Below are 14,293 nucleotides of genomic sequence, written 5' to 3' on the forward strand. Positions count from 1 at the left end.
AGAACATGGGAGAAATTATTCATGAAACTTTAAACGGTATGCGTCAAATAACAGCAGAGTACAATCCTGAATTTAAATCAGTATCCTTTGAGGAAAATACGGCTTTATCAGATGGTAGGCAATTTAATGTTAGTCGAATGACATTAAGAAAAGCAGATGTACAAGCCATGCTTAAATACTTTGAACAATTGGAGGAGCAATCAGATGAGAGAATTGAGTCTACAAATAGCTAATGAGTTCCGTCACTTAGAATCTGAAAGTGAAGCAACTACACTAAACTTTTTAACAAAAGGGGATAATCAAGATATGTCAACTAAAAATGAAAAATTATACGCAACAATTGAACTGGATTTAGAAGTAACTAATTTAACGAAAGACCAATTTATAAAAGGTTTTTATGACTTTGTATCACAATTACAATCTAAAGATGCTGCAATGGATTTTAAAGCACATGATGCTCGTCTAATTGAAACGCTAACAGTGGATGCAGACGGTACAGAGGAATATGATCGCTACGATAGTGAAGTCATCGGAATGGTGATTTAGAGACCACAAATTTGTTGTCACTAATTTTAAGCATAAAAAAAGAGGGTTAGTGCTGAGAACACTTTCCCTCCAACTCATTTAGAAGTAGCCAATACAACTAAATAGAGTATATCAACATGCCTTCATTTTACTTAAAAAATTAGTAAATTGCAAAGGTTTAGTTTCCTATTGTCTTTTTTAGGTAAAATGAGGTCATGTTTTGCTCGATGCTGGAAACCTAGTAACAGCATTTGTAAATAAACTTGACAGGTTATGACGTTCCCATCGCACACAAACGTCTAGGGTATCGCTAGAAGCTTCCTTGTTGGCTTTGATATCTGAATGTGGTTGACGCATATAATCGGTCAGGAGTGGAAGGTCTGGTGGCTACGGTCATACAGAATACATCACATAACACAATTTTATAGCAAACTATAATCCTGTGTAACTATCGGGGGCAGAAGTAGGTAGTAGGTGTATTGTTCGAGAGAACGCATTTAACAAGGGCATACATAAACGGATACCTCAGATGACGGATTCATGTAAATGCAATGGCTGCTATGTTTTAGATTCTATTAATTTAGTTTTTAAAACGTAGGCAGTCATTTTTGCAACAAGCCGTTGTCCTCAACTCTGGCTTCATGATTGTGGAGGGCGTAAACAGTTGTCAAGCGTAAATAGTCTAGTAGCGTAAATACTATTAATAGCATTCAAATATACTAGAGTTATAGAGTAACTAGATGAAATATAAGGGAGGTAATAAGAACGTCTAGGATCAATTGGAATTAATTAAATATGTGATGATAGAGGATAGATTATGTATTACTGGGGAGTAGAGTGCAGCACTCTTTATATATCTTTTTGAGGGATGTAAACATTTAAAAATATTTTTAAGAAACGCGAAATAAACACTTGCAATAAGATTTGCATGTGGTATAATAGAATTTAAACCATATTAAAGGTGATGAGATAGACTCATCCACTTGATGGTAAGGGGTGAATTTATATATAATTTGCCTGTATTCATAATAGCATCGTAGATTATATCCGTCAACACATTTTATGTATTTTATTATTTAAAAAATGCAATTAGGGGGAATTAAATGTATTGTGTGATACAAAAACAGAAATATAAAGCTAAGGAGGAATATAAAAATAAGAATAGATGGGAAAACAGACGTAGTAAGACTTATGCATGTAGAAAGGAATTAAAAGTAACTGAAACAACTTGGACATCTAATGGAGTTAAACGGACTTCATATGGATACACATACAGCGATGAGAGATTTGAGCGACCAATACTAGATTGTTACAAGATTAGTATTCATAAATCATATCGAGAAAACGGAAAGGTTAAAAAGAAACAATGGGTTATCTGTACAATGGGCTATTATGATTTTCTTGATAGTTGGTATGGTGACTACTATAGGCAGGATAAATTAAATACTTGGTTAAGAGAAATGGAAATTACTGAAGATGAATTTTACGAGATTGTAAATGAAAAAATAGAACCATTAGTAGAACAGATTGAAGAAGAATTTAAATTAACTGAAGAATATGCAGAGCAACAACGTCAACGAGAGATTATTAATACATATCAAAAGGCTAAGGCAGAATTTAAAAATAAGTATGGTGTAGATGAATATGATTATTGTTATGACGTATTTGGGACTCTGCGTAATACAGCCTACTTAAAGGAATTAGAGGATAAGAGAAAAGCACAGGAAGAATATACAAGACGTAGTTACGAAGAGAATTTCAAACGTACCTACAGTAACTATTCGGGTGGAGGTAGTAGTAGTTACTCTTCTAATTTGTATAGTACCTACACAGATGAAGAAAAGAAGATTTTACATGAAATCTATAGAATGGTATCAAAGAAGTTTCATCCAGATGTATCAGGGGATGATGGAAGAAAAATGAAATTCCTAACAAAGCTAAAAGAGCAGTGGGGATTGTAGTTAGTACTCATGTTATGTTAGTAACTACATTGTCTAAGTAACTATTCAGTACCTGCTCTTAATTGAGTGGGTACTTGATACAAAATTATTTTAATACGTTGACTAGCTACTTGGATAGTTTCCTAATATTATCTAAGTGAATACAAAAATAAAAATATTGGAGGAATTTGAATGGTTAAAAATTTAAAGGAAGCATTACAAGCGTACAGACAAGCAACAACAAAAGAGGAAAAGGAGGATGTACTGTATCACATTTACGACACAAAAATTATAGAGGAGATGAACGCTTATGACAAAGAGCCAGATAAAATTGTTCAATTAAGATTTAAGATTGAGTCAATGAACAAGGTACATAACTATATCAATAACCTATATAGCGGTATCCATCGTAGAGATTTAGATTCGTATGTTTTAGTAGCTTTATGGAAAATTTTTGATGAGCGTGAAATTGATTTTAGCCTTACAGATAGACAAATTGAGGTTTGGTTTTTTAAAGCATTAAGTGGGCTAGTAAGCAATCAAATTAAAGCAGAACGGGAAAAGCAAAAGTTAAATGTTCCCGAACATATTGTATACAAAGATGATAATAATGGAGATGCTAGTTTATACGATCAAGTTGCATTAAGACAATACAATGATAAACATATTAAATCTTCATTTGATGAGTTTATTAAGGAAATTGGGGATTATGAAGAAATTTTAACAAGACAACAACTAGAGATATTTACTTTATATAATGCAGGATATACTCAAGAAGAAGTTGCGGATAAATTAGGATGTACTCAACAAAATGTACAAAAAACATATAATACGGCTTTAAATAGAATACATGAGGAATACATAAATTATAAATTAACTCAGATAGCACATAAGTCACCAAATATGCTAACTATCATAGAAAATCATATACATAACTATAACAACATTATTGAATTTGACGATAACAATTCATTTGATTACTACGGATATACATATAAGTTTTTAAAAGATAATTATAAATTTTATAATGAACATAATGATAAATCGTACACTGTAATGGATGTAATATTTGACAATTTAAAGTCACATGAACATGTCATTTTTGGGAATGTGGTTGCTAGTTTTATCAATGATAAAATAACCTTTACCAGTCGTGAAAAGGAAAGAGTAGTTAAGGTAGTCAATCGTATATTACATAAGCACGTTAAAAATACATATAAAGCAGCAGGTAGTATTGCAAGACATGTCACATATAATAATTTAATTGTAGAAAAGTTTTATAAGATGTAAAAAATGTTTAAATTTAGGTTGTAATTAAACTGATATATTAGTGAGATATATTTTATGTTGTCATAAGCATATGTAATTTTTCCTCCGATTTTGAGAGAACAGGGTTGTCATAGCCTTGTTCTTTCTCTTTTTTTAGTAAATCAGCAAATATTTAACCTATTTTAAATTTAATTGATTTTAAGCTTTTTAAGCGTCATAAACAGTTAGATGATAAATAATACTAGATTGATTCTATACCGTTTATATTAATACGCTACGTATCTAAAAATGGATGCTAGTGTATTTCTAATATAAAAAATTAAAGTAAAGGAGAAATTAAGCATGGAAGAACAAACAGAGGTAACAGTAGAGGAGCAACAAGTAGAGGAGACTGCTAACAGTAATTCAGTAGTTGATGAAACAGAGCAATCACAGGTAGATAATACTAACGCTTTACTTGAGCAGATTGAACAACAGAAAGCAGAGCTACGATCATTCCAAGTTGACAATGCACTAAAGGAGAAAGGTTTAACTTCATTTAAGTCAATTTTTGATGTATTTGCTAAACAAGACGTAACAGTAGATGAACAAGTCACAGCAATTGAACAGGCAGTTAATGCAATCTTAATGGAGAAAGCATATCAACCAAAAGAGGTAGCTAAACAACAAGCTTATGAGCAAGCTATTAACGATGGTGATGTTAATTCAGCAATTAAATTTAAACTATCAAAGTTTTTCGGTAAGTAAGGACTAAGTAAAATCAGAATTTTATTTAACAAAATACATAAAAAACACAAAAAGAAAGAAGGAATTTATTTATGATCACAAGTCAAAACGGTTTTACACCAACAGAGTCAATCTCACTATCTAAGGAGTTAGCATTACTAGGAGTACAAGACACACCATTTTCATCTTTATTGCTTTCAAAAGGTGTCGAGAAGGCAATGTCAACTGTCTACACATGGAAGGAAAAATCACTTGCTACAGATGGCGAAACAGACGCTATTGAAGGTGCTGATACAGTTACATTCCAACAGTCAGATAAGCGTGAATTAAGCAATATCCTACAAATTTTTAAACGTGCAGTATCAGTAAGTGGAACAGCAGAAGCAATGCAATCAACTAAATTTAATGAAGAGATTGCTGATCGTCTTTTAGAGTTAAAAATGAAACTAGAGCAAGTATTAATTAACGGTCTTAAAAAGGATGGTTCTAAAACACCATTCATTCGTCAAATGTCAGGTTTAATCGAGTTTGCAGATAATACTAATGCTAAATCTAATACAGATGTAGAAGCGTTAATTAAAGACGGTATGCGTCAATTATGGAATAACAAATTAACAGGTGGTACATATTACGCTTTTGTTAATGCTGATGTAAAAGACAAAATTGACGGTATTTACAAGGACAAATATTTCTATCAGCACCAAACTACTAATTTCGGCTTATCAGTCGAAACAATCAATACTAACTACGGTATTGTCAAGGTTGTATTAAGTCGTGATATTCCGGCTGATAAAATTGTTTTATTTAATGACTCATACGTAAATATGGCAGCGTTACGTGAAGCACATTTTGAAGCACTTGCTAAAACAGGTGATAATACGAAAGGTCATGTTGTAGGTGAGTACACTTTAAAAGTAGGTAGCCCTAAAGCAGTTGCTGTATTAACAGTTACACAATAATTAAATACATACATAGTTAATTAGAGGGTTCCCCATTTTATTGGGGTTTCCTCTTGTTAATTGGTTGTACAAAAAAGAACAAGGAAAGGAATGAAATACATGTAATGACTAAGGATGAACTATATCTATTAAGACGCAAGAAGAAAATATTGCTTAAAGATATATCAAATCATATCGGTATTAGTATTGCTGCCTTGAGCAGGTACGAAAATAACATACTTAAACTAAGCGTTGATAAAGAAGATCAATACAGAAATTACATAACTAATAAATAAAACTACATGGAGGAAATCAAACAATGAATACAGAGCCAAGATTTTTTTATTGCTATAACAAGGATTTATATGAATTTATAAAATCGAAGGATATTCGCTATTTAACTAAAGCAAGACGATTAGAGAATAATGACATCTTTGCGATGTACTTGCAAACAAATGAATTAACAAAAGCGATTAATGAATATAAAGAAATACGTACATATAGCTAATACTTAAAACTAAGACGATTGAATGGAGATAAGACATATGAGATTAAAAGAAAACTTACAACAATACAACTTATCAGTAGCAATGCCAAATGAATTATTTACTCAACTATTACAAATGAAAGAAGATAAGGAATTGAAGCCAGTACACATCGGTTTTACATATTCTTATATCTATCTCCAAACGTATATGTATCGCTATTCAACTTATAGCACATATGTACCTGATAATAAGGAAATTAAAGAATTATTCGGATATAATCCTACTGAACAACGTGTAGATTACATAATCAAGAAGAATGGCTTACTTGAGCAAAAGGATATTCTTACTACTACAACTGAATTTCCTGTAATTTCTGAAATGGTGTTCGATGAATTTGATAATAGAGTACCAAAAATCACAACAATTCAAGAGTTTTGTAAGGAATTTCAGCATCAAACAGTTGATGAGTGGAGAAAAGAAATGAAGATCACTCGTGCAACAAAATGTAAATATCCAGTATTCGGATTTGAGCGTTACCATGAAGAAGATGAAAATGGAGTTTATTGTGAGGAAGGTACATTCTTTAACATTTCAGATACAACTATGATTGATATGGATACTTTCCTATTCTGTATGTCTACAGATGATATTGGAGCAAATGGATTCTATGTTTATGCTTATTTATTAGATAAAAGTAATAAATTTAACGGTGATTTTAACGCTACATATAAACGTATAGCTACTGAAACAGGTATAGGATTAAATAGTATTACAAATATAATGAATGCATTACGTTCACATAATCTAATTACAACAGTACATAATGTAGAATATTTCAGTTTAGTTGTACCTAAGAAGGATAGAAAAGCATCTACACATCAAGTAAATACGAGTGATAACTTTTCAGAAGATAAAATTGAGTACGATAAACTTACATTTATATCTAGTAAATGGTATAAAGAAAAGTTTAAAGATAAATTTAAAAATGAAGATACATTTACACATGATGGAATTGATATAGATTTTAGCGATTTACCATTTTAAACTTGTGTTTTTCTAAAACCATACACTTTTAACTATATATATAATATACTTTAACTTTTATATTATTACTCTACTATATATATAAATAAATATAAGAAATGGAATATATATTATATATATTATTAAAATGGTATGGTTTTAGAAATTTAGTTGGTCGTAACTGAAATGGTGACGACCTTATACGAACATTATTCGTAGTATGACACAAGACCTCTTATTAGTCATGGGGGATTTACCCAAGACCTGATATGATTAGTAAACACTTCAGGTCAAAAAGGAATATTATTCCTATCAGATTTAACTCGGTCACACAGAGTGACTCAATTTTTGAAAGGTAATGGGTGAAGGCGATAATAACGCTAGCAGATATTCCCCATTTGGTGAGGAAAACAAGTCCGTCAGACAGACCTTAATTATGTTAAGGTTCGGAATTAAAATACGAGGGTTAGTCTTATTATGACGATTGGTTAGTCATTTTTGACTGACCTTTTTAATTGAAGGAGGAAAATGAGATATGAATATATATGAAGCATTAAATACTGTTACATGGAAAAAGAAAGAGTACTTCCTTTATAAGCACAATTTATCAGTTTTACGACAAACGCCACTTACAGAAGAAGAATTGTGTAATAAGATCAAAAGTAAAAGTTTATCTTACATGAAGAAATGGGAGAAAACAGAGGAATATCACAACTTAGTCAATATTATGATTGAGTCACAAGCAGGTAAAGACCTAGAGGATATTTACGCTATTGTAAAGGAAAAAGCTTTAACAGGTGATGAAAAGTCAATAAAGTTACTTTTAGACCTTCAGAAGCAAGTACAAATACATAATAAGCAAGCAAATAAGGGGAACAAGTCCACTTCCAATACATATGATGAGCTGGAGTTAGAGTAATATGGATGAAAAGATTAAGAAAGTTTTTGATAGTTTTCCATTGTTTGCGAAGAATTTTATATACATAACAGACAATAATAATGATGTAGTTAAATTTGAATTGAATGATGCTCAGTTAGAGATTGATGAATTGATGCAGCATAACCGATTTATTATCTGTGGAAAAGCACGCCAATCGGGAATCTCTACCTTCACCCTCGGACGGGCTTTATTCAGAGCATTGACTAAATCAAATGAGAATATCCTAATCGTTTCTTACAAAGGTGATAGTGCTACAGCATTATTTGAGAAGTTGAAACAAATGAATGATGCTATACCTAGAGAAAAGTATCCTAATCTGTTCCCAGCCATTTTAAGAGACAATAGGGATGAACTCTGTTTCAAAAATGGCTCGAAAATTAAATCTGTAACTGCTGGAAATAAAGATATAGGTAGGGGATCAACTTATACATATATTCATTTATCTGAATTTGCCTTTTATAGTAATCAGGAAAAGCAACTATTGAGCGTAGAGCAGAGTTTAGCCAAGGGCAGTGGGAGCCAGTTAACAATTGAAACAACTTCTAATGGTACAGGTAATCACTTCTACAGAATGTATATGCAAGCAATGAAGAATAAATCTAAGTATATCGCTTATTTTGTACCTTTCTATCATAAGTTGTATGCTAAACAATTTGCACATGATTATGCTGAATCAGTTGAATGGTATAAGGCTAATAATGGTGGTAAAAAGTTAACTAGAAATGATTTAGATGAGGAAGAAATGGCATTACATAAGTTAGGTGCTACATTAACCCAACTCAGTTGGCGAAGATGGAAGATGTTAGACCTTGATTCAGAGAGTGACTTTTATCAGGAGTATCCTTCCAATCCATTAGAAAGTTTTATCTCAACAGGCAATAGCGTATTTAATCAAACTAAGGTATTACAACGATTATCTTATGCAAAAGAGCCGATTGATAAAAATGAAGTACGCTCAAACTTACCTGAGAGCATTCGACAGTGGGCTAGTAAGGGGATTGTATTATTCGATTACCCACAAGTGGGGAAAAAATATCACTTTGGTTGTGACTCAGCCAGTGGATCAGGTGGAAATAATGATAGTAGTACAATTGTTGGTTTTGATAATGAAGGACAGCAAGTAATAACATTTGAATCAAACAAAATAGCAGTATATGAATTTGCGGAGTTGATTGACGTTTTAGGACGTTGGTATAACTACGCTTTTTTGGTTGTTGAGAGAAATAGTTACGGCTTACCAGTTATCGAGCGATTAAGAAAAGAATGTGGATATGAAAATATGTACAAGCAAAAGATTTTTGATGAACGTGGTAAGAAAAAGTTACAACTAGGTTACACGACTTCTGAGAAAACTAAGGCAATTATGATTAGTGACTTCAAGGAATCGTTTGAGAAGGGATTAGTCAATATTGAATGTAAGCAACTTTTACAACAGATGCAAATGTTCATAGAGAATAACGGGAAATTAGGAAACAAACGAGGGAATACAGAAAAGAATCACGATGATCTAGTTATTGCTGGAGCATTAGCGGTACAAGGTATGAAAGCGAATAAGTGGTATGTGTAACGTGTTACGCTCAGACACACGTCTAGTACATAGTGTCCCAGAGCAGGTCATGTTAAAAGTGAGTCACTCTGTGTGACCGAGTTACTAAACATCATTTTAATTGAAGATGGAGGAAATAAATATGATCAATAAGGGTATTGCTATTTCGGGTGCAAAGATGAAAATTAATGAATTACAAGCAGATTTAAACGTACATAAAAAGAATTTAAAGTTTGCAGAGTATGTTATTGAAAATGGAATTATGAATGTCTCTTTTGTTCCAGTTGAGAGAAGTCAGAAAGCTATTGAGAAGATTGAACGTGAAATTGATAAATATGAAAAGCAAATTGAAAGATTGAAACGAGAAATTGAAATTGAGAAGGTGATTAAATGAATCTTGAGCAATATGTAAATACAAAATATAAAGGTAAGTCCACATGGTTTGTTGATGAAACTACTTCATATGAAAATCAGAGCCGTATATTAAACGTATCAGGTATTAAAGATTATTTAAATGGTGAACATGATATATTAAAACGTCCTAACTACAAATATAACGGTGAGGTAGTAGAGCCTAGACGCATTGTAATTCAGTTAGCAAAGACCATTTTAAATTTTAAGGCACAATATCTACTTAAAAATCCTGTCAATTTGATTGGTGATGAATCAATGGTCAAAGAGTTTAATAAGGTGAATAAGTTAGGTCGTTTTAATGATATTAATGTGCAGATTCTTTTGAATCTCCTTAAATTTGGTGAAGTTTCAGAGTATCTATATATTAATGGTAATGGTCGTATCCAATCAAAATTAATCGCTGCTGATAATGGTATTCCAGTGTATAACAATTATAATGAGATGATTGCGTTTATCGAGCATTACACATTTGATGGAATTACTTTTTATAATTTATATAATGATACGAGTGTACAGGAATGGTCAAATGAAGGTGGGGAGATTAATAAGCTAGGTGAATCTCCATCGTTAAGTGGTCTCCCAGTACATTACAAAACTTTGCACGAATTAAGTGATCGTATTGGTAAAAGTGAGTTGGACGATTATCAAAATATTTTAGATAACATGGAAGATTTGCTTAGTAAATATACAGACAGCATGTACAAGTTTTTAAATCCGATCCCAGTTGTAAAAGGTCAGCAACTTACTAATGGCTCGATACCAAAGGAAATTGTAGGTGCGGGTCTCACATTAGATGACGGTAGTGATTTCGAATTAGTAAACGGTCAATTAGATAGTAAGTCATTTGATTTAGTTTATAAAACATTAACTCAGACACTTCTCGATGTCTCTAGTACACCTGCAGTATCAATGAACAAGACGGATATTAGTAACTTGTCAGAGGTTAGTATTAAACTTTTATTCTCACTTGCTGATACACAAGCAGGAGTAAATGAAACTTACCTTAGAGAAGGATTCTATCAACGTTGGGAAAAGGTGCAGCGTTTATTGAAATATAAAGGTATTACTATTTTAGATGATGAGATGATTTCACTTGAGTTTAATTTCCAATATAATACTCCGAGCAATCATAAGGAAATCCTAGATAATATGAAAACTCAGTTTGACATGAACGCTATCTCATTGGAGACGATTATTGAACAATCACCTTATGTAAATAACCAATTATTAGAACTAAGTCGGTTAAAAGGTGAAGAGTATGATACTACAAAAGGTGATAGTAAGATACATAATGTAACTTAATGCATTAAAGTGTGAAAGTGTAGTATGAAAAAGTGGGGAATGGTAGTGTACGAGTTGAGTTAAAATGTAGTAGTGTCAAGGGTTTATACTTTATAGTGAATATGCTAAAAAACTCACGCTCTGTTATATAAAAAATACACGTACACGCCATCCTATTCCATATTAAATAAAAATACATTGGTTCATGATGAACTATCGTTAAATAAAATAGAATTAAACTTACTTTTAGTAACCAATTATTTAATTGTAGAAGGTGTTAAGAGGGGATTATGTGATTCATATTTATACAATTATATACAATGTTGGTACTCAACTTTTATCGTAATATTTTATGTATGTAGAAGTTGTGTAAATGCATTAGTATCAAGGGTTTGTAGCGTAGAAGTTAGATTTAGTTTACATAAGATAGGTTATGGGAAGTTCTTGATATACCAACGTTTCCGACATATCTGTCGATTACTAGTATAAGTAGTTCATTTATGCAGTATAAATTAGTGTATAAATTGATGAATAAAATTTAAAAATTGAAAGGATAAGAGCATGAATATTACAAACTTAGAACGATTAAAGATGGATATACAAGGTGTCGAATTAGACGATGCACAGTTAACTATACTCCTAGCAGAGAATGGATTGAAAGCCACTGATACTTATGATGTCGATGATAAGTCAAACTTAAAAGGTATATATGCAACTGCATTATCAGTATTAGAAGGACTAGCCAACAATCCTACAATGATGAAAGCAATTAAATTAGATGATATGACCGTTTCTGAATTTAGCGATACTATTATGAAGCGGATTGACCAGTTAGATAATAAAATAAGACAGATTAAAATTGATAGTAATAATTCTAATACTTTCCTATTTTACAATTAAGGAGAAATTAAATTATGAAAATATTTGATGATAAAATAATCCAAGATACGATTAAAACAATTCATGAGCCATATAAATTTAACTTTTATGAAGATGATCCATTTACTATTAATGCAGTAATAAGTAATGCTACGTTCAGTCCTAATTCATCGTATCATATTCATTCATTAAGTTTATTCCATTGTGGTGATTATACTAAGATTAAGGAGAATAGCGATAACATTTATCTAGTTACATCTGATGTATTGGAAACTAGAGGAGGAAAGTATAAAGCTACATTAGAGTATTGTAACTATTCCGTTCCATGGTATGTAATAGAGAAAGTATTAATTGGATATGACCATTTAGGACGTCCAGTATATGAGGAAAGAGAAGTGTTAAAAGGTTATATTCCTTGTATTTTAAAATATAAAGATTTCTCAATAACAAATAATGAAGCGGTTAATCTAAATAAACCAATTTATGAAATTACAGTACGTGATAATGATGCTGCAAAGACATATTTTAAATTAAATGAGGACACATATGAGGATATAACTATATATGATAAAAAGTATCGTATTATTAATGTAGATTACAGCAAGCAAGGATTAATTCGAATAAGATTAGAAAAGTATTGACAAGAAGCGGATACCCCTAACTTTTTATTTTGTACGCTACCATATCAATTTTCACACGCACATAATTTAAGTTATATACATAAAAAACGCAACTCTGATATTGTTACATTAGGTAATTATGGTAAAATGAACCTATTATATGTGTATTCGGGGTGACTTATAAATGGTGGTAATTTCTACAATAGTAATAATAGTATTATTGATAGTATTTGGTTGTATAGGACTTGCTAATTTATCTGATAAAAATAAAAAACAAAACAACGAACAGAATTTAGAACTAAATAAAGATGATGATACTAGTGATGATAAAGGATATTTTTTAGGTTGGTGGAAAGTAGCGTTAGTTGCTCTGTTACTATTGTTTTTAATTAATGCTTGTGTAAAAAATATAGATGTTGAGCCAAATATTCCTAATGATTGGAATTATGATGGAAAAGTAGATGAAAAAGACACAGAAACATTTATTAAATGGAAAATTAATCAAGAGGAAAAAGAATGATTGTGATAAAATACTATCGTAAGTAATATTTAGGAGGGGAATTTCCCTCTTTTTTTATTTGCAATTTCACACGCCCATAAAGAAAGATATTTCGTGTTATATCCAACTATGGTAATATATAACTACAATAGATAATATGGGGTGTAATTATGAGATTTAATAAATTATGGATATTTACGATACTGTGTTCTGTCTTATTGCTATCAGCGTGTGGTAAAGAAGAGAAAACTGTAGAAGAATATAAACCTACTCAAGAAGAGATAGCTTCTGGTCAACAATATGCTACTGTATATAAAGAACCTGATCCAAATGAAAAATTTAAGGATAGATATATGCTTGACTTAACTGGTAAAGATGTTCAATATGATTTAGCAAATAATTTAAGCAAAGATTTCTTCTTAAGTGGAACTGCTGAAATATGTGATTATTATAATTATGGATATACTAACGAAAAGTCTTATTTTTGTGTACAATTAACACCTTTTGATGGAGATTCTTCTGATTCGTGGTATCTGTATTTCGATAGAGAGGAATTCCAAAAGATATACAAAGTATTATTAATTGATGAATTCTATATAAGAGTATCTGCGTATATCCCTAAAAATAACTATATTCAAGGACAAGGCAATATGGCAGTAGTAAGAAGAGCAGAACTTATGGAAGAGAAGTACTGACTATAGAGGGATGATTTCCCTCTTTTTTTATTTGTAAATGCTATACACTTCTTTTTTTCAGAAGTATGAGTTATAATAAAAATTACATAGATTTCATAAGAAGTGGAATAAACTAATAGGTAAATGTATTACTCCCAAAATTAAAGCAATTAAGAATCACATTTAATATTTCATAGTGTAAACATGGTTTGCGTCAAGAATAGTGTTCATCAATTCATAGTAGAACATGCATGATTAATAACAAAATATTCTATGTATTATTGATATTCTTAATTGTTCATGATACAATTCTTTTTAATTAAATAATCTTATCAAGAGAAGTTGAGGGATTTGGCCCGATGACGCTTCAGCAACCTCTAACGAAAGTTAGAAAGGTGCTAATTCCAGCAAAGGATTTGTCCTTTGAGAGATAAGAGTGAACGTGGTAAAAATCCCCCTCATTCTATCTCATAGGAATGAGGGGGATTTTTTAATTTTAAGACTTATGAGCTTGGCGCAGGGCCTGTGCGT

Annotated in this window: 16 protein-coding genes and 1 riboswitch; all 16 genes read left to right on the forward strand. The window is 31.3% G+C overall.

Going from position 1 to position 14,293, the window contains the following annotated elements:
• Positions 1-5 precede the first annotated feature (5 nt).
• The 16 genes from ACQKMV_RS05705 (at position 6) to ACQKMV_RS05780 (ending at position 13,783) form a co-directional block, all read left to right on the forward strand.
• Entirely contained in the window at positions 6-233 is a 228-nt protein-coding gene (locus ACQKMV_RS05705; protein WP_427502813.1) for a hypothetical protein, read from the forward strand.
• Positions 205-546 carry a hypothetical protein gene (locus ACQKMV_RS05710; protein WP_427502814.1) on the forward strand — a complete coding sequence of 114 codons (342 nt, stop codon included), beginning with the start codon at positions 205-207 and terminating at the stop codon, positions 544-546. Before ACQKMV_RS05705 ends, ACQKMV_RS05710 begins: the two co-directional genes overlap by 29 nt.
• Positions 547-1,628: 1,082 nt before the next feature.
• On the forward strand, positions 1,629-2,486 hold the full coding sequence (locus tag ACQKMV_RS05715) for a hypothetical protein (RefSeq protein ID WP_427502815.1): 858 nt from the start codon (positions 1,629-1,631) through the stop codon (positions 2,484-2,486).
• Positions 2,487-2,657: 171 nt separating this feature from the next.
• Positions 2,658-3,755, forward strand: coding sequence for a sigma-70 family RNA polymerase sigma factor (locus tag ACQKMV_RS05720; protein WP_427502816.1), 1,098 nt, complete (start codon positions 2,658-2,660; stop codon positions 3,753-3,755).
• A gap of 321 nt (positions 3,756-4,076) precedes the next feature.
• Positions 4,077-4,481, forward strand: coding sequence for a hypothetical protein (locus tag ACQKMV_RS05725; RefSeq protein WP_427502817.1), 405 nt, complete (start codon positions 4,077-4,079; stop codon positions 4,479-4,481).
• A gap of 71 nt (positions 4,482-4,552) precedes the next feature.
• Complete coding sequence (locus tag ACQKMV_RS05730) at positions 4,553-5,419, forward strand: SU10 major capsid protein (RefSeq protein ID WP_427502818.1); 867 nt, start codon at positions 4,553-4,555, stop codon at positions 5,417-5,419.
• Positions 5,420-5,717: 298 nt separating this feature from the next.
• A complete protein-coding gene (locus ACQKMV_RS05735; RefSeq protein ID WP_427502819.1) occupies positions 5,718-5,906 on the forward strand; it encodes a hypothetical protein in 189 nt (62 codons plus the stop codon).
• 37 nt (positions 5,907-5,943) lie between these two features.
• Positions 5,944-6,930: a helix-turn-helix domain-containing protein gene (locus ACQKMV_RS05740; RefSeq protein ID WP_427502820.1), complete on the forward strand. Its 987-nt coding sequence runs from the start codon at positions 5,944-5,946 to the stop codon at positions 6,928-6,930.
• Between the two features lie 514 nt (positions 6,931-7,444).
• On the forward strand, positions 7,445-7,828 hold the full coding sequence (locus ACQKMV_RS05745) for a hypothetical protein (protein WP_427502821.1): 384 nt from the start codon (positions 7,445-7,447) through the stop codon (positions 7,826-7,828).
• A gap of 1 nt (position 7,829) precedes the next feature.
• A complete protein-coding gene (locus ACQKMV_RS05750; RefSeq protein WP_427502823.1) occupies positions 7,830-9,416 on the forward strand; it encodes a terminase large subunit domain-containing protein in 1,587 nt (528 codons plus the stop codon).
• 121 nt (positions 9,417-9,537) lie between these two features.
• A complete protein-coding gene (locus tag ACQKMV_RS05755) occupies positions 9,538-9,789 on the forward strand; it encodes a hypothetical protein (RefSeq protein ID WP_427502824.1) in 252 nt (83 codons plus the stop codon).
• The gene (locus tag ACQKMV_RS05760; RefSeq protein WP_427502825.1) at positions 9,786-11,111 is read left to right on the forward strand and encodes a phage portal protein; all 1,326 of its coding nucleotides are present in this window, start codon (positions 9,786-9,788) and stop codon (positions 11,109-11,111) included. Before ACQKMV_RS05755 ends, ACQKMV_RS05760 begins: the two co-directional genes overlap by 4 nt.
• Positions 11,112-11,651: 540 nt before the next feature.
• Entirely contained in the window at positions 11,652-11,990 is a 339-nt protein-coding gene (locus ACQKMV_RS05765) for a hypothetical protein (RefSeq protein WP_427502826.1), read from the forward strand.
• Between the two features lie 14 nt (positions 11,991-12,004).
• Positions 12,005-12,610 (forward strand): hypothetical protein, encoded by a 606-nt coding sequence (locus tag ACQKMV_RS05770; RefSeq protein WP_427502827.1) that lies wholly within the window; start codon positions 12,005-12,007, stop codon positions 12,608-12,610.
• 163 nt (positions 12,611-12,773) lie between these two features.
• Complete coding sequence (locus ACQKMV_RS05775; protein WP_427502828.1) at positions 12,774-13,109, forward strand: hypothetical protein; 336 nt, start codon at positions 12,774-12,776, stop codon at positions 13,107-13,109.
• A 149-nt stretch (positions 13,110-13,258) separates the two neighbouring features.
• Positions 13,259-13,783 carry a hypothetical protein gene (locus tag ACQKMV_RS05780; protein WP_427502829.1) on the forward strand — a complete coding sequence of 175 codons (525 nt, stop codon included), beginning with the start codon at positions 13,259-13,261 and terminating at the stop codon, positions 13,781-13,783.
• A gap of 305 nt (positions 13,784-14,088) precedes the next feature.
• Positions 14,089-14,199, forward strand: a riboswitch (SAM riboswitch).
• The last annotated feature ends 94 nt before the right edge of the window (positions 14,200-14,293 follow it).

Source organism: Lysinibacillus sp. NPDC094403, from assembly GCF_050278745.1.
Taxonomy (GTDB): Bacteria; Bacillota; Bacilli; order Bacillales_A; family Planococcaceae; genus Lysinibacillus.